General features: G+C 30.9%; 23 protein-coding genes. 15 read left to right on the forward strand and 8 right to left on the reverse strand.

Annotated elements, in window-relative coordinates; translation table 11 throughout:
- The first annotated feature begins 84 nt into the window (after window positions 1-84).
- The 3 genes from Q0776_RS01965 to Q0776_RS01975 all read left to right on the forward strand — a co-directional run bounded on the left by Q0776_RS01965 (window position 85) and on the right by Q0776_RS01975 (window position 3,960).
- Window positions 85-564, forward strand: coding sequence for a nuclear transport factor 2 family protein (locus Q0776_RS01965; protein WP_298364287.1), 480 nt, complete (start codon window positions 85-87; stop codon window positions 562-564).
- Window positions 565-837: 273 nt separating this feature from the next.
- On the forward strand, window positions 838-2,040 hold the full coding sequence (locus tag Q0776_RS01970) for an ATP-binding protein (RefSeq protein WP_298364294.1): 1,203 nt from the start codon (window positions 838-840) through the stop codon (window positions 2,038-2,040).
- Between the two features lie 102 nt (window positions 2,041-2,142).
- Complete coding sequence (locus Q0776_RS01975; protein WP_298364297.1) at window positions 2,143-3,960, forward strand: DUF5060 domain-containing protein; 1,818 nt, start codon at window positions 2,143-2,145, stop codon at window positions 3,958-3,960.
- Window positions 3,961-4,015: 55 nt separating this feature from the next.
- Here Q0776_RS01975 and Q0776_RS01980 read toward each other — a convergent pair whose 3' ends face one another.
- Entirely contained in the window at window positions 4,016-5,392 is a 1,377-nt protein-coding gene (locus tag Q0776_RS01980) for an MFS transporter (protein WP_298364301.1), read from the reverse strand.
- A 294-nt stretch (window positions 5,393-5,686) separates the two neighbouring features.
- Window positions 5,687-6,013, reverse strand: a complete 327-nt coding sequence (locus Q0776_RS01985; protein WP_298364304.1) for a helix-turn-helix domain-containing protein — start codon at window positions 6,011-6,013, stop codon at window positions 5,687-5,689.
- A 138-nt stretch (window positions 6,014-6,151) separates the two neighbouring features.
- On the opposite strand from Q0776_RS01985, the gene Q0776_RS01990 reads away from it, so the two are divergent.
- Window positions 6,152-7,150 (forward strand): YhdH/YhfP family quinone oxidoreductase, encoded by a 999-nt coding sequence (locus Q0776_RS01990; protein ID WP_298364306.1) that lies wholly within the window; start codon window positions 6,152-6,154, stop codon window positions 7,148-7,150.
- A 79-nt stretch (window positions 7,151-7,229) separates the two neighbouring features.
- On the opposite strand, the gene Q0776_RS01995 is transcribed toward Q0776_RS01990, so the two are convergent.
- Window positions 7,230-8,522: an Ig-like domain-containing protein gene (locus Q0776_RS01995; RefSeq protein WP_298364308.1), complete on the reverse strand. Its 1,293-nt coding sequence runs from the start codon at window positions 8,520-8,522 to the stop codon at window positions 7,230-7,232.
- 220 nt (window positions 8,523-8,742) lie between these two features.
- Here Q0776_RS01995 and Q0776_RS02000 point away from each other — a divergent pair, with 220 nt between their 5' ends.
- Window positions 8,743-9,090 (forward strand): VOC family protein, encoded by a 348-nt coding sequence (locus Q0776_RS02000; protein ID WP_298364312.1) that lies wholly within the window; start codon window positions 8,743-8,745, stop codon window positions 9,088-9,090.
- A gap of 7 nt (window positions 9,091-9,097) precedes the next feature.
- Here Q0776_RS02000 and recJ read toward each other — a convergent pair whose 3' ends face one another.
- Both recJ and Q0776_RS02010 read right to left on the reverse strand, forming a co-directional pair.
- On the reverse strand, window positions 9,098-10,795 hold the full coding sequence (recJ, locus tag Q0776_RS02005) for a single-stranded-DNA-specific exonuclease RecJ (RefSeq protein ID WP_298365116.1): 1,698 nt from the start codon (window positions 10,793-10,795) through the stop codon (window positions 9,098-9,100).
- A gap of 157 nt (window positions 10,796-10,952) precedes the next feature.
- Window positions 10,953-11,372: an OsmC family protein gene (locus Q0776_RS02010; protein WP_298364316.1), complete on the reverse strand. Its 420-nt coding sequence runs from the start codon at window positions 11,370-11,372 to the stop codon at window positions 10,953-10,955.
- 151 nt (window positions 11,373-11,523) lie between these two features.
- Here Q0776_RS02010 and Q0776_RS02015 point away from each other — a divergent pair, with 151 nt between their 5' ends.
- From Q0776_RS02015 to Q0776_RS02060, 10 genes are all read left to right on the forward strand, one after another.
- The gene (locus Q0776_RS02015) at window positions 11,524-12,447 is read left to right on the forward strand and encodes a mechanosensitive ion channel domain-containing protein (RefSeq protein WP_298364319.1); all 924 of its coding nucleotides are present in this window, start codon (window positions 11,524-11,526) and stop codon (window positions 12,445-12,447) included.
- Between the two features lie 60 nt (window positions 12,448-12,507).
- Window positions 12,508-13,080 carry a hypothetical protein gene (locus tag Q0776_RS02020; RefSeq protein WP_298364322.1) on the forward strand — a complete coding sequence of 191 codons (573 nt, stop codon included), beginning with the start codon at window positions 12,508-12,510 and terminating at the stop codon, window positions 13,078-13,080.
- 108 nt (window positions 13,081-13,188) lie between these two features.
- Window positions 13,189-14,535 (forward strand): flotillin family protein, encoded by a 1,347-nt coding sequence (locus tag Q0776_RS02025; RefSeq protein ID WP_298365117.1) that lies wholly within the window; start codon window positions 13,189-13,191, stop codon window positions 14,533-14,535.
- Window positions 14,536-14,609: 74 nt separating this feature from the next.
- The gene (locus Q0776_RS02030; protein WP_298364324.1) at window positions 14,610-14,894 is read left to right on the forward strand and encodes a hypothetical protein; all 285 of its coding nucleotides are present in this window, start codon (window positions 14,610-14,612) and stop codon (window positions 14,892-14,894) included.
- A 23-nt stretch (window positions 14,895-14,917) separates the two neighbouring features.
- Entirely contained in the window at window positions 14,918-15,394 is a 477-nt protein-coding gene (locus tag Q0776_RS02035; RefSeq protein ID WP_298364328.1) for a nucleoside deaminase, read from the forward strand.
- 11 nt (window positions 15,395-15,405) lie between these two features.
- Complete coding sequence (locus Q0776_RS02040) at window positions 15,406-16,692, forward strand: DUF2157 domain-containing protein (protein ID WP_298364331.1); 1,287 nt, start codon at window positions 15,406-15,408, stop codon at window positions 16,690-16,692.
- Entirely contained in the window at window positions 16,682-17,269 is a 588-nt protein-coding gene (locus Q0776_RS02045) for a GDYXXLXY domain-containing protein (protein WP_298364333.1), read from the forward strand. The genes Q0776_RS02040 and Q0776_RS02045 overlap by 11 nt, the downstream gene beginning before the upstream one ends.
- A 56-nt stretch (window positions 17,270-17,325) precedes the next feature.
- Window positions 17,326-17,607, forward strand: a complete 282-nt coding sequence (locus Q0776_RS02050) for a pyrimidine/purine nucleoside phosphorylase (protein WP_298364335.1) — start codon at window positions 17,326-17,328, stop codon at window positions 17,605-17,607.
- Between the two features lie 3 nt (window positions 17,608-17,610).
- Entirely contained in the window at window positions 17,611-21,528 is a 3,918-nt protein-coding gene (locus tag Q0776_RS02055) for a T9SS type B sorting domain-containing protein (protein WP_298364337.1), read from the forward strand.
- Window positions 21,529-21,596: 68 nt separating this feature from the next.
- Complete coding sequence (locus Q0776_RS02060) at window positions 21,597-23,174, forward strand: FAD-dependent protein (RefSeq protein ID WP_298364340.1); 1,578 nt, start codon at window positions 21,597-21,599, stop codon at window positions 23,172-23,174.
- 24 nt (window positions 23,175-23,198) lie between these two features.
- On the opposite strand, the gene Q0776_RS02065 is transcribed toward Q0776_RS02060, so the two are convergent.
- Genes Q0776_RS02065 through Q0776_RS02075 form a run of 3 tightly spaced genes read right to left on the reverse strand, consistent with a single transcriptional unit; the run spans window position 23,199 to window position 26,562 of the window.
- Window positions 23,199-23,828, reverse strand: a complete 630-nt coding sequence (locus tag Q0776_RS02065) for a 4Fe-4S binding protein (protein ID WP_298364343.1) — start codon at window positions 23,826-23,828, stop codon at window positions 23,199-23,201.
- Between the two features lie 6 nt (window positions 23,829-23,834).
- On the reverse strand, window positions 23,835-24,758 hold the full coding sequence (locus Q0776_RS02070) for a hypothetical protein (RefSeq protein ID WP_298364346.1): 924 nt from the start codon (window positions 24,756-24,758) through the stop codon (window positions 23,835-23,837).
- 16 nt (window positions 24,759-24,774) lie between these two features.
- Window positions 24,775-26,562: an antibiotic biosynthesis monooxygenase gene (locus Q0776_RS02075; protein WP_298364348.1), complete on the reverse strand. Its 1,788-nt coding sequence runs from the start codon at window positions 26,560-26,562 to the stop codon at window positions 24,775-24,777.

The raw sequence follows: 26,562 nt of genomic DNA on the forward strand, positions 1-26,562 counted from the left end.
ATAATGTTTCTTAATCTTTAAATGATTATATTAATCAACTAAAAACTTTAAAAGTTTTATTTTCATTTATTAAATTATGAAACAATGAAAAAAACAATTCTTATTTCCGTTTATTTTCTTCTATCGTTTAGTTTTATCTCTCAAACTACAGCACAAAATTTAACAACTATAGAAACAGTTTCCATAAAAAATGAAGTGGAGCATATTTTTAAAAAAATGTTAACCTTTGCAGAAAAACTCGATTACGATGCGCTGAGTTTTGGTGTTGACGATACACAAAAAACAGGATTTATTTCAAATAAAAAATATTACACTAAATACGCTACATTAATTGAAGAATTAAAACCAATTGTTCAAGGAGTTGACAAACAATTTATATCAATTACAAAAAAAAAGACCACCGTATTATCCAATAAAATTGTTTTAATGACAGTTTCTGGAATATCTAAAGCTAATTTATCCGATGGAAGGAAAATAGCTGCTAATTTTCATTGGTCATTTGTATACGAAAAAATTAACAACCAATGGAAAGTTATACATTCTCATCAATCCCAAGGAATTTAGTATAAAAAAATTACGTTAAAACAAAGGATATAATTGATGAAAACCATCCATTTCGTACTTCATAAAACCTGAACAAAACAATTATTAAACCTTTAATAAAAGGAAGCAACAATTAAAAATAAATTAGTCTCAAGCACAATTGCTTATTAAAAAAGAAAAGAAAAGTGTTATTTTTGTAAAAAATTAAAAACATTGGCAATGATAACAAAGGAAAGTTGCATTTGAAATTCTGCAATTTTTCTTCAAGAATTTATTGAGAAAATAATCGACCCCATGATTACACCCGAAAAAAATAGTAATGAAAAAGAAAGATTAATTGATTTAAAATCCTATTCAATCTTAGATACGCTTCCCGAATCAGATTATGATAATTTAACTGCTATAGCCGCAGAAATATGTGGAACCAAAATTTCATTAGTTAGTTTAATTGACGAAAAACGTCAATGGTTTAAATCTCACCACGGAATAAATGCTAGTGAAACTCCCAGAGAATATGCATTTTGTGGACACGCAATAAATGATCAAAACAATGTGCTAATAGTTCAGGATGCTAGAAAGGATATTCGTTTTCACGACAATCCATTAGTTACTCAAGAACCATTTGTTATATTTTACGCAGGAGTTCCATTAATTAGCGATAATGGACATCCACTAGGAACTTTGTGCGTAATAGACAACAAACCTAAATTACTAAGTCAAAGCCAAATACAATCCTTATCTGCGCTTGCAAGTCAGGTTACTAATTTATTAAAACTTAGAAAAAGTAAAAATGTTTTAGAAAAAACCTTAACTAAGTTACAAGAAAAAAATAAGGAATTAGAACGTTTTGCTTACATAGCAGCACATGACCTTAAATCTCCGTTAATTGGTATTTCAAGTATGGCCGATCTACTCTCAAAAAACTATACCGAAAAACTAGATCATAATGGTCAAAGAATGTTAGAATTAATCCAAAGTTCATCAAACAAGTTAAATAATTTAATAGATGGATTATTAAAATACACTAAAAGCGATAATATTTTAAAAGAAGTTAAATCTAACATCAATCTAGAAGATTTAAAAAGAGATATTTTAGGTCTTTTTAATTATGAAAATGAACTTAGTTTTGAGTTAGAATCTTCACATGCTGAAATAGAAACAAATAGAGCTGCTCTTGAGCAAATATTAATTAATCTCATTGCAAACGCCATTAAATATAATGACAAAAAACATGTTGAAATTAAAGTCAATATTTCATCATCTGATACTCACTATAAATTTTCAGTACAAGACAATGGACCAGGAATAGCACCTCAAGACCAAGAAAAGATTTTTGATATTTTCGAAGTATTAAATAACAAAGACAAATATGGCAATCCTGGCAATGGTATTGGATTGGCAACTGTTAAGAAAATTATAGAAAAAAGTGGCGGTTCTATTCATATAGAATCCACTGTTGGAAAAGGCTCAATATTTATTTTCAACCTTAAAAAATAAACCTCTACAAACATCTATAAAATTGAAAAAGTTACATCTAAAATGATTTTCTCAACTGTAAAATCATAACTATATTTACTACTTATTAAAATGTTAACCATAATGAATGTAAAAAATAGCCTACTTGCACTTTTAATTTCAATTTTATTTACAACTGGATTGAATGCACAAAAAATTGAAGGTCAACTAAAAAAATGGCACAAAGTGACTTTGGTTTTTGAAGGTCCGGAATGTTCTGAAAACGATGAGTTTAATCCTTTTTTTAATTATCGACTCGATGTAGTTTTTAAGCACAAAGCATCTAATAAAACTTATAAAATTCCTGGCTATTTTGCTGCTGATGGAAATGCCGGACAAACGTCTGCAACCTCTGGAAACAAATGGAAAGTACATTTTTCACCTGACGAAATTGGAGAGTGGACTTATAAAGTAAAATTTATAAAAGGTAAATGGGCTGCTATTAGAAACCGAGTTAAAGGAGAACCTTCTGGAGAATTTATGGACGGAAAAGAAGGATTATTAAACATAAAACCCACGGATAAAAAAGGAAATGATTTTAGAGCTCGAGGAAGATTGCAGTACGATGGAACTCCTTACTTAAAATTAGCAGAAAAAGGAGAAGTTTTTTATAAATGTGGATCTGATGCTCCTGAAAATTTTCTCTCATATTATGCTTTTGATGGAGATTTTGCAACCGATGGGCACAAAGATAATTTGGTAAAAAAATGGTCGGCTCATCTAAGAGACTGGAATGAAAATGATCCAACCTGGAAAGAAGGTAAAGGAAAAGAAATTATTGGAGCCGTAAATTATTTAGCCTCAAAAGGAATGAATGCAGTTTCTTTTTTAACTAATAATATTGCAGGTGACGACCAAAATGTGTTTCCATACACAAATTACACAACCTACGACAGATTTGATTGCTCTAAACTAGATCAATGGGAAATAGTATTTGAACATGCTCAAAAATTAGGAATATTTTTACATTTTAAAACATTAGAATATGAAAACCAAGGATTGTTAGACGCCGGTGCCGTAGGTGGGTTAACAAAATTGTATTACCGAGAATTAATTGCTCGCTTTGGACATCATTTAGCTTTAAACTGGAATTTATGTGAAGAAATTGGCGATTGGGGAAATTTTAATAAGCAACCAACAATGCCAATGGATGTTATGCAACGCAGAGCTCTCTCTGAATATATTTATAATACAGATGCATATCATCATCATATGGTTATTCATAATGGTAATTGGTTCACTCCTTTGTATGGAGATAAATCAAAATTAACAGGGGCATCTCTTCAAACAAATAAAGCAGACTTTAGTAATGTTCATGGCCAAGTTATAAACATTCTTGCAGATGCAAAAAAAACCGGAAAAGTATGGGCAGTTGCTTGCGACGAACCAGGAGATGCACAACACTCTTTAATTCCAGATGAAGAAGATCCTGAGCATTTTAATGCCCGAACAAATGGTCTTTGGGGAGCAATGCTTGCAGGTGCTTGGGGAACAGAGTGGTATTTTGGTTATAAACATGCACATTCTGATTTAACTTGTGAAGATTACCGATCGAGAGATAAGTTTTGGGAAATGGGTAAAATTTGTATCGATTTCTTTTCAGAAAACAAATTACCAGTAGACAAAATGACGAGTAATGATGCTCTTCTTTCTTCTAAAAATGATTATTGCTTTTCATTAAATGGAGATACCTATGCCATTTTATTAAAAAAAGGAGGAGAAACTACATTAGATCTAGAAGAAAACAACGAAAAATACTCCGTAAAATGGTATAATCCACGCAAAGGTGGAGAATTACAATTTGGAAAAACAAAATTTATTCAAGGAGGTGGAAAACAATCTTTAGGATTTCCTCCTTCTGAAAAAGATAAAGATTGGGTAGTTTTAGTTCAAAAAAAATAGATATATCTATTTATAACCTTATAATTATCTCTAATTCTTGGCTTATAACTATTTGCTAAGAATTAGGGATAAAGTTTTTTTCTAGATGCTCTACAAGGTTTAAATGCCTTTTAAAATTCATCCATCTAATAAGAATTAGCATTATTAAGGCTGTTAGTGCATAAAATAATATTATATAATCCCATGATTTCATGATGTCTTTTAATTGCCCTAACAATCCTGCTCCAGTTGCCCTTCCTAAATTACTTATAGCCATAAAAAGTGTAAATTGAGTTGCAGAAATCCTTTTCCAACTTAATTCCATTGCTGCCGCAAATATGGCAATTGTTAAAAAAGTATATAACATATAATATCCAATAAAAAAACCTGGTATAAATGCTTGATTATTCCAATATCCCTTAAAAACAACCATTGTTATTATCAAACAAATTAATAGAATTAAATAAACAGACATCATACGAACTTTTCCAAAAAAATCTACCAAAGCACCTCCAACAAACATTCCTAAAATTCCTGAACTTATATTAGCAATTGCCATTATTTGCGAATAATAATCATTAGTCCAACCAATCTTCTGAATAGTAAAAACCGGTAATAATGAGTCCATTAAACCGTTTCCTATTGAATTTATAAATACTGCAACACCCATTAATAAACTGGTTGGTAAAACAAATACTTTAAACAAACTTTTAAATATTACTCCCCAACTTTTTAATTGTAATTTACTTGCGTATTTTGAAACCGTTCCTTTTGTCCATGGTAATAGTTTTTCTCCTCTATGCTCTTTAAAATAAAATGGAATTAAAATAATAAACATTACTACAATTGATAAAGCTATAACAGCAATATTAAATCCATAATTATTTATAATCCATGTACTGGCAATTAAAGATAAAGATGTTCCTATTGTTTTGGAACCCCACATTAACCCATTTGCACGTGCCTGCTCATTTATAGGAACAATATCAATAGCCATTCCATCCACTGCAACATCCTGAAAAGCACCAAAAAAACTGATAAAAAAACCTGCAATCATAAGTTGATTAAGATTATTTAAAGGATCAACAATAAATGCTGCACTAAAAAAACTAACAATTAAACCTAACTGACCAAAAAGTACCCAAGGTCTTTTTCTTCCCATGGGTAAATAAGTAAACCTATCCATTAAAGGTGCAACAAGTATCTTAAAACTCCACGGAATACCAATTACAGCAACAAAGCTCCCTATTTCCGCGGGACTTTTACCATTAATTGCCATCCAAGCAGGAATACCAAAAAAAGTCAACCCTTCGGGAATTCCTTGAGCAACGTATAAAGATGAAAAACTAAAATACCTTAAAAGAGCATTTTCAGAAAGTATGGGTGATTTATTTATTTTAAATGTTTTACTTTTTTTCCATAGTTGTTGAATGTTAAATAAGATCTTTCTCATTAGAATTTAATTAATTGGAAGCTAATTTTGGCACAACAAAAATGTCTTGCATAATGCAATAATGTTGTATTCTTAAAAAAATGGAGTTAGTTATAATAAATACATGAAGATTCCATGTATTTAAGATGAAAGGATCAGTTAGTAGGTAACCAAATATAACAATAAATTTTTATAGTTGATTTTAGGTGTGTTTAAATTGGGTTAATACATTTTTGTACTTAATAAATTGAAGTGTTGCTTAATTATTAACCATTTGAATACTAAAATCTATTACTATGAGCAAGATTAAAAAATTTAATCTTCAAGTATATCTATTGAATTTTCAAATAAAATTCCGCCTTTATACATGTCTTTTAATACAGGTCTAATTTGTTTTCCTAAGTCCGTTAAACTATACTCAACACGTGGAGGAACTTCAGGAAAAACCGTTCTGTTAATTAAACTATCAGACTCTAATTCCTTAAGTTGTTTGGTCATCATTCTTTCACTAATATCAGGAATCAACTTTACCAATTCATTATATCGTTTATTCCCTTGATAAAGATGTAAAATTATGGTTCCTTTCCTTTTTCCTTTAATGGTATTTATAAAGGTATCTATTGGACAGTAACTTTTTTTCATATTTTTTTTCCTTAAAAGACCTATTAAACATACAAAACTGCACAAAATGTTCGTTGGTGCATTATTAGTACGCTCTTGTTTAATGGATTATTTTCAGCGAACTTTGCACAAAAATAATCAAAAGAAACTTAATATACGATGGATAACAAAACTACATTTAAAGCCTTTAGAGTTGAAGAACAAGAAGGAAACTTTAGTTCTGCAATTAAAGAAATACCATTTAAACCTTTAGATGACAACCAATTACTAATTAAAGTAAAATATAGCTCTTTAAATTATAAAGATGCTTTATCTGCAAGTGGAAATAAGGGTGTAACAAGAAACTACCCTCACACACCTGGAATTGATGCTGTTGGAACTATTGTTGAATCAAAATCAACAAAATTTAATGTAAATGAAGAAGTAATTGTTACTAGTTATGATTTAGGAATGAATACTGATGGTGGTTTTGGTGAATATATTCAAGTTCCTGCGGATTGGGCTGTTAAATTACCCCAAAACCTTTCAATGAAAGAAGCAATGATTATTGGAACTGCAGGATTAACAGCAGGAATGTCGGTTTTAAGACTTACAGAGTTAATTAAGCCTACAGATGGACAAATAATAGTTTCTGGGGCAACGGGAGGTGTTGGAGCATTAAGTGTCTCTATTCTTAGTAAATTAGGGTACAACGTTGTTGCTATAACCGGAAAAGAAGCTGAAAAAGACTATTTAACAAAACTTGGAGCTTCAGAAATACTATTACGTAAAGATTTTGAAGTTGTTGAAAAACGACCTATGCTTAGATCAAATTATGCAGGAGCAATTGATACAGTTGGAGGTGTTATTTTAGACAATATTATAAAATCTACAAATCCAATGGGTGTTGTTACGTGTTGTGGAAATGTGGCTTCTCCAAAATTAGATTTAACCGTATTTCCATTTATTTTAAGAGGAATTACTTTAATTGGTATTGATTCTCAAAATTATCCTATGAATTATCGAGAAGTTGTTTGGAATAAATTAGCTAACGAATGGAAACCAACTAATTTAAATGAAACCTGCACTGAAATTGGTTTTAATGAATTACCTGAAAAAATTGAGTTAATGCTACAAGGAAAATTAAAAGGTAGAACTGTTTTAAATTTAACTAAGTAAAAATTCTTCAATTTTATAAAAACAAAAAAAACGGTTTATAGCAATGCTATAAACCGTTTTTTTTGTATAAGATATATTTTTAATTATCTTCTAACTTCCAGGTTCTTACCCAATCAATTTTCATTGTATTAATTGAATTATCCGATAAATCGCTTTTAGGAGGTAAGCCACCAAGCCACTTTGCTTCGTTTGTCCACAAATCAAAAATTATTTCCAAATCTCTTGTAAACTCTCTTTCTGTATAAGTATTGCCATCTCTATGTTCTCCTACAACAACACTTCCAGCAGGTTCTCCATCTAAATAAAATTGAATATTTTTAGCATCTTTCCACCAAACACCAAACGTATGGTAATCTTCATTCCAATTAACATTTTTAAGTGGATTTGCATCTGATAATCCGCTTCTATTAAAATTATCTTCATGTCTAATTTCTCCAGGAGTTTTATTAGAGTCTGCTTGAAAATACTGAGAGTTCATTTGTGATGGATAATCAGCTGCTTCTGTACAACCACATGAAGGTTTCGAATTATTTTCAATAATATCAATCTCATCTCTATTATCTGAATCTCCATTATTCAACCAATAGGTATTATAAGCCGAAATATGAGCCGCTTTTATACTAGCTTCCGTGTACATTGGGTAGCTTATTCTGGTTTTAGAATGAATTCTAGCTGTTTGAAACCATCTATCTTCTGGGTTATTTTCATTTAAAGTGGCCTTTATCCACAAATTTCCATCAGTTACTCCCGAATTACTGCTTGCAGTTGTCATAAAAACAGGAACTCCATAATTCCAAACAGATTTTTTCCATTTATTGGTATTCCACGAATCAAATTCGTCAGACATACTTTCTAATTTAACCCATTTCTTTCCACTTGGAGTTGTATTATTTATGGAAACAAATGAAGGGTTATTTGGGTCTATATTATTAAAATCTTCTGCGGTTGGACCGTCATCTACAGCATTTACAGTAATAGTTACAGTTGCACTATCTGTATCACCATCTTTGTCTGTAATTTTATAGGTAAAACTATCTGTTCCATTAAAATCTGCATTAGGAATATACTCAAATACGCCATCACTTATTTCTGTAACATTTCCATTTACTGGTGAGGTTAATAAACTAAAGTCGTCTGTATCACCTCCATCATCACCAATAGCATCATTTTGTGAAACATTAACTCTATTAGCTGTTCCTGAAGTGCTATCTTCATCAACAATTAATACATCATCTTTTGCGGCTGGGCTATCATCTGTAGCTATTGGATCATTAACCGTTTCAGAATCATCTCCACCACAGCTTCCAAAACCAATGGCTAAAACTAAAAACAATACTGTAACCAATTTTAAATTTATCACTTTTTTCAACATTCTAATATTTTATTTTACCGTACAAATTTAAAAATACAAGCTATTATTTTCTGTAACTATTATCCTTTTTAATAGAACATAAATGTTATTATTTTAAAAATACTTTGAATGATGATGTATAGAGAAACCAAATAAAACAACTTTATTTATTCACAAAATTGGTTTATAAAAACCATTTTAATACTTTAACCCATTGAAATTCAACCAAAAAACAACAAAAATGAATAAACTAGACAATCAAATCAATTATGTTGAGTTTAAAGCTAAAAACCTAGAAGAGATAAAGAGATTCTATACAAAAATCTTCAATTGGACTTTTACTGATTATGGTCCCACATACACTGCATTTTCAGAAAGCGGACTGTTAGGTGGTTTTGAAAAAAATGATGGTGATATTGTTAACGGTGCATTGATTGTTTTATACCATGAAGATCTTAATTTTATTAAAAACAAAATTTTACAATACGACGGAATAATTACTAAAGATATTTTTTCTTTCCCGGGAGGAAGAAGGTTTCATTTTAAAGATCCATCGGGAAATGAACTTGCAATTTGGTCTGATAAATAAAAAGTATTTATTCTTCTTGAATATCTTTTAATAATAATTGAATTGAAGTATTTCCATTCCAGGTATTTTCATCTAAACAAAAAGCTGCTTTAAATGAATTCCCTTGTTTTGTAAGCTCTTGTTTATCACCCAAACCAAAACCTATTGCGTTGTAAGTTTGTTGATTTACACCATCAATAATATTCAATTTTAAATGTGTTTCATCGGCTCCAACTTTTTTGCCATAACCATTATCTCTTAATCCTAAAGCCGCAAAAACAGGTTTCATATTTTGAGGACCAAATGGAGCTAATTGATTTAAAATTCTATAAAATTTAGGTGTAATTTCCGATAGATTTATCTCCGCATCAATGCCAATTTCGGGAGTTCGCAATTCTTCTGGTAAAGTTGCTTTCACAACCTCTTCAAATTTCGCTTTAAATTTTGGATAATTTTCTTCTGTTAAGGTTAAACCAGCTGCGTATTTATGACCTCCAAATTGTTCAATAAATTCAGAACACTGTTCCAAAGCATTGTACACATCAAAACCTTTTACAGAACGCGCAGATGCGGCTAATTTATCGCCACTTTTAGTAAACACCAATGTTGGTTTGTAATAGGTTTCTATAAGTCGAGAAGCCACAATACCAATAACACCTTTATGCCAATTTTCGTTATACACAACAGTTGCATAATTTTGTTGTTCATTGTGCTCTTCAATTTGTTGTAACGCCTCAATAGTTATGGATTTATCTAAATCTTTTCGTTCGTTATTATTATTTTCAATTTCAGAAGCAAATTTTACCGCCGAATCAAAATCGAGTTCCGTCAACAATTCAACGGCATAATTTCCATGCTTAATTCTTCCTGCAGCATTAATACGTGGAGCAATAATAAATACAACATCGGTAATAGTTAATTCCTTTTTATTAACCTGATGAATCATTGCTTTTATTCCATTTCGTGGTTGTTGATTTATAACTTGCAATCCAAAATAGGCCAAAATTCTATTTTCGCCAGTAATTGGAACAATATCTGCCGCTATGGCGGTAGCTACCAAATCTAAATATTGAATTAAATCATCAATAGTTTGATTGCGTTTTTCTGCCAACGCCTGAATTAATTTAAATCCAACTCCACAACCGCAAAGTTCCTTGTATGGATAGTTACAATCTTCACGTTTTGGGTCTAAAACAGCAACTGCTTTTGGAATTTCACTTCCAGGTCTATGATGATCACAAATAATAAAATCGATGCCTTTTTTTGTTGCATATTCAACCTTATCAATGGCTTTAATTCCGCAGTCTAAGGCAATTATTAGTGAAATGTCGTTGTCTTCGGCATAATCAATTCCGGCATATGAAACCCCATAACCTTCTGCATAACGATCGGGAATATAAGTTGCAATATTAGGTTGTAATGTTTTTAAATAGGACGAGAGTAACGAAACCGAAGTGGTTCCGTCCACATCATAATCTCCATATACTAAAATATGCTCCCCATTGCTAATTGCTTTTTCAATTCGATTAACAGCTTTATCCATATCCTTCATTAAATATGGATTGTGCAAATTGGTTAAACTAGGTCGAAAAAATGCTTTTGCTTGTTCAAAATTTTCAATTCCACGTTGCACTAATAACTTGGCCAATGTAAAATCGATTCCTAATTCTTTTGCGAGATTTGTAGTAATTTGAGGATCAGTTTCTGGTTTTAATTTCCAACGCATTTCATAACTTTTTCTCAAAAATAGGTAAAATTTTAAACACAAAAATAATTTGTGTTGTATGATTTTAAATCAAATGATACACTTCTAGAAACAGAAATCCAAACGAATATTTTTGGATTTCTGTTTTATAATGAATAAAAAAGTAAACAACTAGTACCTATTGCTCTATGTAAATAATTTCTGTAGTAACATCGGCAAACTTCCTAAACATTTCCATTACACCACAATAACGCTCAACAGAAAGGTTTATGGCTTTTTCAATTTTATCCTTTTTAAAATCAGTTCCATAAAAGCGATAAATTACTTGAACTTTATCGTAATACTTTGGGTGCTCTTCAGTTAAATTAGCAACAACTTCAATTTTAAAATCATCTACTTCAGCTCTCATTTTTTTTAATAAAGAAGCAACATCCATTGCCGAGCAACCTGCCAAAGATGTTAACATCATAGCTTTAGGACGTAATCCTTTGCCTTGACCTCCTACTTCTTCCGCAGCATCAATCATTACACTTCCTTCAGGAGCAACCGATTCAAAAAGCATTTGTCCTTTCCAACTTAACTCTATCTTATTTGTCATATTTTTCTAGTTTTTATGAAAACAAATTTAAAAGAAATTTTATCCATGAGCAGTAACAATTTTTACAAAATGAAATATTGCTAAATAGCGCCTTATAAAAGAATTAAAATATTATAAATATTGAGTATCTTTAGTATAGATATTATTAATCATGGAACAATTAAATCAATTCTTTCAAAGTTTCAAAGTTTCCGAACAAAATGCATTTCTTTTGGTTGTATTGCAATTTGCACTTTGGGCTTGCCTTATTTTATTTTTCTCTTGGATTATAAAAAAAAGCATCACTAAAAAAATTACCGATAATCCTACACGATACCGAATAAAAAAAATAATTAGTTTGGTAAGTTATGCTCTTATTATTTTATTAGTTGTTATTTCTTTTACAGGAAAAGTTCAATATTTTACGGTTTCAATTGGGTTAATTAGTGCTGGAATTGCCTTTACCTTACAAGAAGTAATTTTAAGTACTGCAGGTTGGTTTGCCATTTTTAGCACAAATATTTACAAACCTGGAGATCGTATTGAATTAAACGGAGTTAAAGGCGATGTTATTGATGTAGGAATTACCAAAACAACTCTAATGGAAATTGGTGAATGGGTAAATAGCGACAATTACAGCGGACGAATTGTTCAAATAAGCAATTCATTTATTTTTAAAGGTAGCGTGCATAATTATTCAACCGATTTTCCTTTTGTTTGGGATGAAATAAACCTTCCAATAAAATATAATTCAGATATTGTTTTAACAAAACAACTAATTTTAGATGTTGCTGAAAATTCTTTAGCAACCTATGCCCAATTCGCAAAAAAACATTGGCAACATATGGTGCAAAAATATATGATTGAAGACGCTATTATTAAACCAACACTTACTTTAAAATTAACCGATAATTGGATTGAATTTAACTTACGCTACATTGTAGATTACAAAAAAAGAAGACTCACAAAAAATGAGTTGTTTTCACAAATATATGAGAGAATAAATAACACCAATGGCAAGGTAGAATTAGCTTCAGCTACTTTTGAAGTGGTTGGCTTTCCAAATCTAAACATTAACAATAAAATTAATACCTAAACAATTTTATATCATTTCAATAATTAGTATATTCGATAACTTCTTAAAAATTGTGAAATTATGTTAGAATTTTTCGACAGAATGTCGACTCTTGAACAAACCTATTGGGTAATTGCTCTCATTGCATCTGCAATATTCTTAGTTATTTTTGTTTTAACTTTTATTGGAGGAGGCGACACCGACATGGAAGCCGATGCCAGTAATTTTGAAGCTGATGATGGAGGAGTTGGATTTCAATTTTTCACCTTCAAGGGTTTTATAGGTTTTTTTACAATTTTTGGATGGAGCGGAATAACTTGTATTGATAATGGTTTATCTACTTCGGCTACATTAATTATCTCCTTTGTTGCAGGTTTGGCTATGATGATCTTAACTTCATTACTATTCTATATGATGCATAAAATGGCCGAATCGGGAACTTTAAAAATGAAAAATGCTATTGGAGTTATTTGTGAAGTTTACCTACCTATTGGAGCTAACCGCTCTAAAATGGGAAAAGTTCAAATAAAAGTGCAAGGAAGCTTACGCGAATTAGAAGCTATTACCGATGAAGATGAGGATTTAAAAACAGGCGCTATGGTAAAAGTTACCGAAATTATTAGTGCCGAAATATTATTAGTTGAAAAAATTTAAATAAAAAAACCTATGAATTTAGTAACATTATTACCCTTACAATCCGGAATTACGGGTGTTTATTTAACCGCAGCTGCCATTTTTATACCTGTGGTTTTCTTATTTGCTATGATAAGAAGATACAAACGTTGTCCTTCAGATAGAATTTTAGTTGTTTACGGAAAAACAGGCGGAGGAAAATCGGCCAAATGTATTCATGGTGGAGCCTCTTTTATTTTTCCTATTTTTCAAGATTATGAATTTTTGGATTTAACTCCAATGTCTATTGAAGTAAATTTAACTAATGCTTTAAGTAAACAAAATATTCGTGTAAATGTACCTTCTAGATTTACCATTGGTATTTCTACAGAACCAAGTGTTATGCAAAATGCTGCAGAGCGTTTATTAGGTTTAAGTCTAGATGCTGTTCAAGATTTAGCTCAAGAAATTATTTTTGGTCAATTACGTTTAGTAGTTGCCTCAATGGATATAGAAGAAATTAACTCGGATAGAGATCAATTTTTGTCGCACATTACGCATAGTGTTGAAGCCGAATTAAAAAAAGTTGGTTTAAAATTAATCAACGTAAATATTACAGATATCCATGATGAATCTGGATATATTGAAGCTTTAGGAAAAGAAGCTGCAGCAAAAGCAATTAACGAAGCAAAAGTAACTGTAGCTCAAAAGGATAGAGATGGTGCTATTGGAGCGGCAAATGCAGTTCAAGATCAACGTGTACAGGTAGCTGCTGCAAATGCAAAAGCTGTGGAAGGTGAAAATACTGCTAAAATTCAAATAGCAAACTCAGATGCCGACAGAAGATCGCGCGAAGCGGAAGCTGAAAGAATTGCAAATGCATCGGAAAAAGTACAAGCTGCAAAAGCCTTAGAAGAAGCCTATGCTGCTGAAAAAATTGCCGAAGATGCAAGAGCAAAACGAAAAGAAGCCGAGCAAGGGGCCGATATAATTGTACCTGCTCAAATTGATAAACGCAAAATTGAAATTGATGCAGAGGCAGAAGCTGAACAAATTAGACGAATTGCAAAAGGTGAAGCCGATGCAATCTTCATGAAAAAAGAAGCTGAAGCAAAAGGTATTTTTGAAATTTTAACAAAACAAGCCAAAGGTTTAGATCAAATTGTAAAAGCAGCAGGAGACGATGCGCAAAATGCAGCATTGTTATTAATTGCAGACAAACTACCAGAATTGGTTAAAACACAAGCTGAAGCCATTAAAAATATTAAAATTGATAAAGTTACTGTTTGGGAAAATGGTGGAGGAAAAGATGGTAAAACATCAACTTCAAACTTTATTTCTGGAATGTACAAAGCCGTTCCGCCATTACAAGAAATGTTTAATATGGCTGGTATGGAATTGCCAAATTATTTAAAAGGTAAAGACATTGAAGATGTAACTTCTGAGGAAGAGACGGCTTCAAAAAAGAACTCCAATTCTGAAGAAAAAGAATCATAAACTGTAATTTATTATAATTACAAAGTAAAGAATCTTTACTTCGTTCGTAATATTTTCTAACTTCAATAAAAGATATGAGTTTTGGTGGACATGTAAATGATATGGTTAATAGAGTAAAGCAAAATGCAGCTCTAAAAAATGCCCGACGAAAAAAATTTAAAGGTGGTAATGATTATTCTAAAATTGAGTACGAAAAAACAAGCTATGATTTTCCTGAAATGACTTCAGAAGAATTTAAAAAATTTAAAAACAATTTAATAGAAGAGGCTAAACAAGAGCAAAAAAAAAGAACGCTATTTATACTATTTGCAATTGTACTTCCAATAATTGTTGGATTTACCATATTTTTACTCTTTTAAAATTATCACTCTTATCATTTATTATGGAAACAAAACATAATTACTTTATGTCCAAAGCTATTGAATTGGCTAAAAAAGGTGTTGATTCTAATGCTGGAGGTCCATTTGGAGCTGTTGTTGTAAAAAACGGTGAAATAATTGCTGAAGGATATAACAAAGTTACTTCAAACAACGATCCAACTGCACACGCTGAAGTGGTAGCAATTAGAAATGCTTGTAAAAAACTTAATTCCTTTCAACTTGAAGATTGTATTATTTATACTTCTTGCGAACCATGTCCAATGTGCTTAGGTGCAATTTATTGGGCACGACCAAAAAAGGTTTATTATGCTTGTACAAGAGATGACGCTTCACATATAAATTTTGATGATCAATTTATTTACAATGAAATTTCGAAAGAAATAAATGGCCGACAAATTCCGTTTATAAATTTAATGCGTAAAGAAGCGTTGACAGTATTTAAAAATTGGACAGATAAAGAGGATAAAACAGTTTACTAAACAATAAAAACATGTCTATTGATAAGGATTTAGATGAATTAATTTCAAATGAAATAATTACCACCGAAACCGCCAATAAAATCAATAATTATTACAAGGCTAAAAAAGGTAACAATGCTAATAAACTTTTTATAGTTTTTGGAATATTAGGCGCCATTTTAGTAGGTTTAGGTATTATTTTAATTCTTGCTCATAACTGGGATAATTTACCTCGAATTGTTAAAACCATATTAGCATTTATTCCGTTGGTTATTGGACAAATTATTTGCGGTTTTGTACTTTTAAAAAAGAATCGAAATACAACTTGGATTGAAAGTTCTTCTGTTTTTCTATTTTTTGCAGTAGGCGCAAGTATCTCATTAATAAGTCAAATTTATAATATACCCGGTAACATAGCGTCGTTTGTTTTAACATGGATGCTACTTTGTCTTCCTATTGTTTATTTATTAAAATCGTCAATAACATCCTTATTATATATTATTGGAATTACCTTTTACGGTTGCAAAATTGGATATTGGGTTTACCCTAGAATTGAATCCTTTAATTTTTGGTTGCTGTTAGCTGCTATTCTCCCTTACTATTATTATTTATATAAAAACAAACCAAAAAGTAACTTTATGTTATTTCACAATTGGCTTATTCCTATAGCTGTGTTAATTACCCTAGGAACCGTTGCCAATAACAATGAAGAAATTATGTTTATTTCATATCTAAGTTTATTAGGTGTTTTTTATCAAATAGGAAATTCAAACTTTTTTCAACAACAAAAATTTCGAAATAACAGCTATTTAATTCTGGGTGCATTGGTAACAATTGGGCTTTTATTATCACTTAGTTTTAGTTGGTATTGGAATGATTTACAAGTACATGAATTTCAATTTAATGAACTTAGAGATTATTCCGAACTAATATCGGCCATACTATTTTTTATAATTTCTTTCGTAATTTTAATACAGCAATTCAAAAAAGAATTATTAGTAAAAAGCACTTTTGTTGAATATGTTTTTATTGTGTTTACACTTGCTTTTTTTATTGGCTTAAAATTTCATTTTTCGAGTATAATTATTAACTGTATTATTTTTATAATCGGGATATTAACCATAAAAAGAGGAGAACGAAAAAATCATTTAGGAATTTTAAATTTTGGATTAATAATAATTACATCGCTTGTTATTTCTCGTTTTTTTGATACCGATTTAAGTTTTATAATTAGAGGTCTCCTTTTTGTTTCAGTTGGAACTGGATTCTTTATTACCAACTATTGGATGCTTAAAAAAAGAAAAGAAAATGAAAACTAAAAAAATAGTACTTATTCTATTTATTGCTGTGGTAATTGCACAATTATTTGTTCCTGCCAAAATGATTTTGAATAACGAAGACATTTTAAATACCGGCAAAATTTATAAATTTAAAACTGCACCTATTGATCCTTCAGATCCGTTTAGAGGAAAATATATAAACCTTAATTTTGAAGAAAATAGATTCAATTATAAGAAAGAAAATAATTGGGTTAGAAATGAAGATATTTTTGTTGTAATTAATACAAACAAAGATGGATTTGCAACTATTACAAACGTGGTAAAAGAAAAACCGCTAAATAATAATGTGGATTTTATTGAAGCCAAAGTTCAATACATCTATACAAATGAAAACGACACACATATAACAATTAAATACCCTTTTGATCGATTTTATATGGAAGAATCCAAAGCTAAAAATGCCGAGGATGCTTACAGAGAATATTTAAAAGATAAAAATAATATTACGTACGCATTGGTTGCAATTAAAAATGGACAAACCGTTTTAAAAGATGTTTTTATCAACGAAAAAAATATGAAAACAATTGTAGAAGAAATTATAAACGAAAATAATTAATTACTTTTTAAGTTTAATTACTTCAATTATATTTACAGAAATTTAAAACTACAACTATGATTTCAGTAAATGAATATTTCAATGCAACAGTAAAATCTTTAGGTTATAATTCAAGTAAAGGAAAATCTACAATTGGTGTTATGGAAGAAGGCGAATACGAATTTGGCACATCAAGTCACGAAACAATGACCGTAATTGAAGGCGAACTCATTGCTCAATTACCAAATACTACCGATTGGAAATCGTTTAAATCTGGGGCATCTTTTGAAGTTGAAGCTAATACTTCCTTTAAAGTAAAGTCTGTTGGGCAAACTTCATACCTATGTACTTATAAATAAAAAATGACGTACTTAAATTGTATTCCTTTAATTAAAGATGTTAAAAATATTCAATTTTATTTTTTGTTAATTTTTGGGTTTATAATTTCAAATAATACATTAGCACAAACCGGAACGGCTCCTGAAGTAACCGCTCAAGGAGACCAAATATACTGTCCACAATCTCAAATTAATATTGTTACAGACTTTAATATTACCAATGGCGCTGATGAAATTGAAGCTATTTATGTACAAATTTCTGAAGGTTTTATAAGGGGTGAGGATAAATTAATATTTAATAATCCTAGTTTACATCCAAATATTTCGGCTTCAACATTTAACAGCTCTACTGGTAAATTAGTGTTAAAATGGATAGGTACTGGCGGCACAAATTATGCGGATTTAATTGCAGCTACAAAAGATGTTGTTTTCGAAAATAGTAATGCTCAACCATCAGGTACTAGAACTTTCTCAATTACTATAGATGAAAAAAACTATTTACCATCTACCGGCCATTATTATGAATATGTACCTTCACTTGGAATTACTTGGACGTCTGCTAGAGATGAAGCCGAGTTAAAAAATTATTATGGTCTTAAGGGGTATTTAGCTACAATTACATCAGCCGAAGAAGCACAATTAACCGGTGAACAAGCAGCAGGTGCTGGTTGGATTGGTGGTAGTGATGCCGAAACCGAAAATATTTGGAAATGGGTAACAGGCCCAGAAGCTGGTAAAACGTTTTGGTTTGGATTAGGAAATGGAACAACCGTTGGAACCGATATTCCTTTTGCCTTTTGGAATTCATCAAATAACGAACCTAATCAATTTGGAAATGAAGATTATGCTCATATTACAGCTCCAAATATTGGACTTAGAGGTAGCTGGAATGACTTAACAAATGTTGGAGGAAGTTCAGGAGATTATCAACCAAAAGGTTATATAGTTGAATATGGAGGTTTGCCAGGTGATCCAATATTAAAATTATCTGATTATACAAAACTAACCATACCTTCCATTATTACTTCAGAAGGTAATGAACATTGCGGAGAAGGATCAGTTGAGCTAAAAGCCAGCGCAGATTTGGGTGATATTTTATGGTTTGATACCGAAACAAGTACAATTCCATTAGCAACAGGAACTAATTTTACAACACCAAAAATATCTACTACCAAAACTTATTATGCTTTGGCCTCTGCAAATGGATGTGTAACCGGAAAAAGAACACCTGTAGTTGCAACTATAAAACAAATTCCAACAATAACTGCAATTTCAAATAAGTCTGTTTGTAATAGCGGATCGGCTGAATTAACAGCTATAGCTTCCTCAGGAGAAATAAATTGGTACAGTTCGTTAACTGGTGGTAGTTCTCTTAAAAAAGGACCTTCTTTTTCAACTCCAGTATTAAACACCACAACAACTTATTATGTTGATGCAACCAACAATGGTTGTACCACAACTTCAAGAACACCTATTACTTTAACAGTTATTCATATTAATGCACCAACAACAACTTTAACTACTCAATCTTTTTGTACTTCCGAAAATGCTATAATTAGCAATTTAACAATTACTGGAAACTCTATTAAATGGTATGATAGTTCAACTAGTACTTTTGCACTGAATAACAATGAACCTTTAAAAAACAACACCAGCTATTTTGCTTCTCAAACTGTTAATGGTTGTGAAAGTGTTAACCGATTAGAAATAAAGGTAATTTTATACGAAACTCCTGAGCCTTCAAATTCCATTGAAAAAATAGGGCTTTGTGATTCGAATTTATTTGGAAATGATACCGATGGAATTGAGCTTTTTGATTTAACACAAAGAGTGCCTTCTATATTAAACGGTAAAAATGCGTCTAATTTTAATATTCAATATTTTTCCGATGCAGGTTTAATTAATGAAATTACAAATCCTACAAGTTATAAAAACACAACAATTGGGAGTGCTCAAACAATTTATTTCAAAATTGAAAACAAAGGATTAATAAAATGTAATGCTACAGGTTCATTTGAAATTGAAGTATATCCTCTACCCGTTTTAAAAGTTACAGAAGTTACTTTAGAACAATGTGATAATGATGATAATAATGATGGTTTCAGTGTTTTCAATTTAAATGAGGCCAATGAATTAATTTCAAAAAATTACCAAAACGAGATCTTTGAATTTTATAAAGATTCTGCATATTCAGATAAAATTGAAGATCCCAAAGCATATGAAAATCCGAGTGTCATTAATAGTGTTGTTTATGTAAAAATTAAAACTTTAAATGATTGCGAGCGATTTGCTAAAATTAATTTAAAAGTGGGTGCCACTCAAATTCCAAGCGACTTTCATTTAGAATATTATTTATGTGAAGATCAACCTTCGAACAATCAGGATGGTAGAACTATATTTAATTTTAGCGATACTGAACAAAAACTAATTGATACCAAACCTGTTTTTTCTAATCAAAAAGTAAGAATCACATACTTTGAAAGTCTAGAGGATGCACTTTCAGAAATTAACCCAATTCCTGATATTTCAAACTATAAAAACACAACACCTTGGCAACAAAAAATTTATGCAAGAATTGATAGCGATGATGTAAATGCTTGTTTAGGTTTAAATCATGTAGCTACCTTATTTGTGGAGCCACTTCCAATAGCAACTCCTGTAACTATTGATAGACAATGTGATGATGATCAAGACGGGTTATTCCCTTTTAATGTTTCAACTATTGAGGAAAGAATAAGAAACGGACAAACTAATATTACAATTAGCTACTTTAATGAAACTGGAAATCCGTTGCCAAGTCCGTTACCAAATCCTTTTTTAACAAAAAGTCAAACAATTACAATTAAAGTAGAGAACAATACTTCAACAATGATTCCTGCTTGTTATGATGAAACTACTTTGCAATTTATTGTAGACGATGCTCCTGAAATTTATCCAGTAACTATTGATGCTTTATGTGATGACGGAGAAGACACAACCGATGGATTTTCAAGTTTTGACACCTCAACAATTGAAACTGATTTATTGGGAAGTCAAACAAATATGCATGTCCTTTATTTTGATGCTGAAAATAACCCACTACCAAGTCCGTTGCCAAATCCCTTTATTACAAAAACACAAGAAGTAACAGTTATTATTGAAAATCCATTAAATACGCAATGCTCAATTTCAACAACCTTAAATTTTGTTGTAAATCCATTACCAAGTTTTGAAGTGTTATCCGAGCAAATATTGTGTTTAAACACACCGCCAACTATTTTAGAAGCTTTAAATCCAAAAGATATTTATACCTACGAATGGTTCAACAGCGGCGGAAATATTGTAGGTAACCAACCTACGTATGCAACTTTTGATGGTGGCTATTTTACAGTTATTGCAACTTCTAATTCGGGTTGCCAATCTTTACCTAAAACAATTTTTGTTGAAAAATCTGATGTGGCAAATATTGATTTAAATGATCTTACCATTGTAGACGATTCGAGGAACAATACTATTACAATTAACGACTCTAATTTAGGTGATGATGATTACGAATATTCTTTAAATAATGAATTTGGCCCATTCCAAAACACTCCATTCTTTGATAATATTCCTGCAGGACTGCATACGTTGTATGTAAGAGATACAGATAATTGTGGAACTGTAGCTCTTGAAGTTTCTATAATTGGATATCCAAAATTTTTTACACCAAACAATGATGGTGTAAATGACACTTGGAACATAATTGGAATTAGTTCCTCATTTTACCCAAGTTCATTACTTAATATTTTTGATCGGTTTGGTAAACTTATTGCTCAAATTAACCCGAACAATCAGGGTTGGGACGGCTTATATAATGGCCAAAAATTACCTTCATCAGATTATTGGTTTACTGTAGAGTTAACCGATAAAACTGGAAAAAACCGTAGTAAAAAAGGTCATTTTAGTTTAATAAGAAGGTAACTATTTTCTAAGTATCACAATTAACAAAAATGCACTCCATTCAATGAAATTTACCTAATTTTGCCGATATGGTTAAGGAAATTCAAATTAGAGTTCAACTTCAAGAGGAAAAACAAGAAGGAATTCTTGAAAAAAAAGCTGCAAAATTTTTAAAAATTGACAGCAATAAAATTACAGCAATAAAAATACTACGTAAATCAATAGACGCGCGTAAAAATCCTATATTTTTTAATTACAAATTAGCTGTTTATATTGGAGAATCAATTCCTGAAACCTCAACTTATACTTTCAATTATAAAGATGTTTCTTCAGCAAAAGAAATTCATATTATTGGCTTTGGACCTGCAGGAATGTATGCTGCGCTGCGCTGTATTGAATTAGGCTTTAAACCAATTGTTTTAGAACGAGGGAAAAATGTACGAGATAGAAGACGCGATTTACGCGCCATTAATCAGTTTCATATTGTAAATGAAGATTCTAATTATTGCTTTGGAGAAGGTGGAGCCGGAACATATTCCGACGGGAAATTATACACCCGAAGTTTAAAACGTGGAGATGTTAGAAGAATTTTTGAAAACCTAGTTTATCACGGAGCAACGGAGCAAATTTTAATAGATGCACATCCACATATTGGAACTAATAAGCTTCCAAAAGTTGTTAAAAATATACGAGAAACCATTTTAAAATATGGAGGTGAAATTCACTTCGAAAGCCGTGTTGTAGATTTTGTTATTAAAGACAATAAACTTAAAGCAATACAATTAATAGATGGAACTGAAATGGCTGTTAATTCGGTTATTTTAGCGACTGGACATTCAGCCAGAGATATTTATTATTTACTAAAAAGAAAAGATATTTCTATTAAATCTAAGTCTTTTGCAATGGGAGTTCGTGTGGAACACCCGCAAGAAATTATAGATTCTATTCAATACCATTGCAAAGGAAAAAGAGATGAATTATTACCTGCTGCTGCTTATAGTTTGGTACATCAGGTATCTGGTAGAGGGGTGTATTCATTTTGTATGTGCCCTGGAGGATTTATTGTTCCTGCTGCTACTGCAAACGGTGAAGTAGTTGTAAATGGAATGTCGCCTTCAAAAAGAAATAACTTCTTTGCAAATTCGGGAATGGTAGTTGAAATTAATGCCGATCAAGATCTTAAAAAGTACGAGAAATTTGGAGAGTTAAAAGGGTTGGAGTTTCAAAAAGATTTGGAAAAATTAGCTTGGGTTACAGGTGGTAAAACACAAACTGCTCCAGCTCAAAGATTAACCGATTTTGTTGAAGGAAAATTATCAAACACCTTAAACCCAACATCATATCAGCCCGGATTAAAATCTGCATCACTACATTCTATTTTACCTAAACAAATTGGAGGTAGATTACGTAAAGGTTTTGCCGAATTTGGAAGAAAAATGAATGGTTATTATACCTCTGAAGCTAATATTATTGGTGTAGAATCCAGAACTTCTTCACCTGTAAATATTCCAAGAAATGAACAATTGGAGCATCCTGAAATTGAAGGACTATATCCTTGTGGAGAAGGTGGAGGTTATGCTGGAGGAATTGTATCTGCTGCTATGGATGGTGAACGCTGTGCTGAAGCTGCAATAAAATCACTTAATGGTTTCTCAATAAAAAATTAAAGGTAAAATTTATCACGGTTATTTTTAATTTAATATTGTTTTAATAACCGCTTTTTCTGGACAAACGGAAAAACAATTTCCACAGTGTAAACAGTTGTCTTGATTTATTTTATAAGGCTCGCCAACAGAAATACAATTTTGCGGACATTTTTCAACACATAAACCACATCCAGTACAATCTTCTGTAATAAAATATCCATAATTTTGAATAGTTTTACCTCCCAATGAAAAACTACCGCGTGTAATTGGCTTTGTTGATAAATCGAAATACGCTCCTTGTCCCTTGTACAAGCAAAATACTTCTAAAGCAGTACGGCTTTCATCCGAAGGATAAATAGTTGCCATATACGGATTCTTTTCAAAAATTTCTTCTAATTTTTCTGAACCAATATTTCTTATTGCGCCAGAAATTGAAATAGATTTTTTATCCATTGTTCCATTTCCAGTAGTTAAGCCACTCAAAGAAACATACGGTTTTTCCATTAACTGCTTATAAAAAGCTTTTCCTTTGGCAGTTAAAAAATAAACCGCATCATCATCGTGCATCATCATATCAATAACTCGTGTACAAGGCAATCCATTCTCGTCAGTTGTAGCAATTACGACTGAATGAATTTCTTCAACTAAAACATCAAGAAAAGCTTTTACATCCATCTCAAATTAATTTTTAAATAAGAAACTTGAAGTTCCTTGTAAGTAAAATGACCATCCAAAGTTAGGATATGCTTCGTTCATCTTATCAATAAATTCTTTTTTTGTTGAAGAAGCTTTTGCTATTTCTTTTAAATCGTTTAAATAATGTATTTTTATTGTAACATCTCCTCTAGTTTCAAAACCTCCGTGCGATGTTAAATACATTTCGTAATTCACTTTTTGATATCTTTTTAACTGCGCTATATAAGCATCTAAAAACTCATAGCTAAAAATCAAAGCGTGTCTATTGTGAGCCAACATATGAGGATGTACACTGTTCAATTCTGGAATGGCAACATCAAAGGCAAAATCTACATTACTCATCTCAAATTTAAAACCTCCAACTTCATTTTCACCTTCTTTTAAATTGGTATACTCTGTAAAAATAGTTTCGTCAAACACTTCACCAAAACGATCTTTTAAACCAATTAATGAAGGAGCACCTAAACCAGTTGTATAATGATCTACAGCGTGTTTCATAGAAAACACATTGAATTTTATCTTATCTGTATTTATAAACTGTGCTCCAATTGGGTGATAAGAAACTATTAAATCTACATTTTTATGTTCTAAACCTGCAATATAATCTACTAACTCTTTGTAATTATCTTTAATTGGAGGGCATTCTAACAATACAGCTTTTCCGTTTTTTTCTAATAAATAAACATATGAATCGAAAAAATCTTTAGTTTCATATGCATGTAATTTAACGTCTCCAAAATTGTACACCCAAACCGTTCCTTTTTTTAGCTGAACTGTTGTGTTACCAACCTCATAGGTACGCATACTTTCTTCTCTAAACATTTCTTTCTTTTTTTCTTGTGCTTCAACCTTTGTACTACTACAAATCATTACTACCACACTTAATAGTGCAAAAACTATTTTTTTCATTATTTATATTGTTTAATTATTGTTGAGTATAAACAACCGAAATTCCTGTTCCTTTTTGAAGTGTCAATCTCATTTTTGTTGGAGTAACTTCAATTACCAAATCATCGCGCCCTAAATCTATATCGCCAATGGTACTTGTGCGCGAAAAGAAAGTACCATTCCAATCCCAAGTTCCTTTTAGCTCTTTTCCATCAAAGTTTCCTTTAATAATTCCGTTTTTTGTAGCAACGGACTTTCCTCCTTTTTCGCCATAATACACATCGGCACATTTTTCTAAATATTCTTCTTTTGAAGTAATTCTGTGCCATTTTTCTTTTACAATTTTATAGGAAGCTATTTTATCTCCAAAAATATAAGGCAAGAACAAGTTGTCTCCATCTATATTAATGTCTGCAGGACCAAAAGGAAATGATCTTAACAACGTTCGTTCATTTTCAGTTAAATAATAAATTTCTTTTACCATTGGAGCACTTACTAAAAATCCATTTTTGTAAGCTACCACTCCGTCTAAAACACCTAATTGATGCCCTGAAGGAATTGCTTTTACTTCTTTAGTTGCAATATTTACTCTGTAAACTGAACCCAAAACATTGGTTGGAGATTGCGGATTCATTTCTTTCCCAAAATCAACTACAATTAAATCTTCATCTTGCACTAAAACTCCATTTGGATGGTGAATTTTAGGAGATTCTAACCAAATTTGTAGCTTATTGTTATTAATTGTGTAAATCTTTCCTCCTGGAACATCAGAAATAAATACTTTTCCTTCTGAAGTAATACTCACATCGTTTAATGAAACTGCTGTTTCTGACTTGATACTTTTAATGATTTCACCTTTTTCAACGTCAATAATTCTAACGAATTTTTGGTCTGCTACATATAGTTTTCCTTGATACATATCAGATCCACAAGGTCCAGATAAATTATCAATCCATTTTTCTTCAATTACTTTTCCTTCTTTACTTACTTTACTTATATAACCAATTTTTCCTTTCTGATTTACATTTGAAACATACAACCATTTGTGAGTTGGTGATGCAAAAATGGATTCTGGCATAGAACTTCCTGAGATTTCCCATCTTTCTACAGCAGAATAAGTTGTATTTAATGTGTTTTCATCATACTCAGTTACCAATTCAATATTGCTTTTAAAATCTCCTACAATAGCTTTATTCAACAATGCTAAGGTTTCTTTTGTATAAGATTGGTTATTATGAACATTGAAAACAGCATTTGAGTTTTTCCAATTCTCATAGATGTAAAATGTATTTTCTTGTCCTTCTACTTCATAAAAATCGAAGAAAATATTCGCCTCTTCTTTTCGAGAATTGCTAACGTGTTTTTCGAGTTGTTTAATTACACGTTCTTTATATTCTTGTTCTACTGTAAACGGAATAAATATAGCTTGTTCGTTTCCTGTTGCAATTAATTCTTTTGAATCTATATGACCCGGATTTGTATCGTTAAGCCTTATAATTTCAGGAACACTCTGTAATGCTTCTTTAAATAATGGAGCTAAAGCCTTACTATGTGGTAAGTTTTTATGCAATTCATAAACTTCTTCGTTTTTCCATTTTGAAAACACATAAAACACATTTGGAATATTGTTATTGGCATATAATTTCATTTCCAAATTACCTTCTTCTTTTAAAGAATTATTAAGGCTATTCACTTGCGCCTTTTTAAATTTTTGAATGAATTCAGGTTTTACAGTGAATTTAACCATTTGCGTTATCGATGTACTTTTTGAAGTACAGCTAAACAATGCTACTACACTAAAAAGAGCTAAAACTAAATTTTTCAT

The sequence above is a fragment of the uncultured Lutibacter sp. genome, from assembly GCF_947495725.1.
Classification (GTDB): Bacteria; Bacteroidota; Bacteroidia; order Flavobacteriales; family Flavobacteriaceae; genus Lutibacter.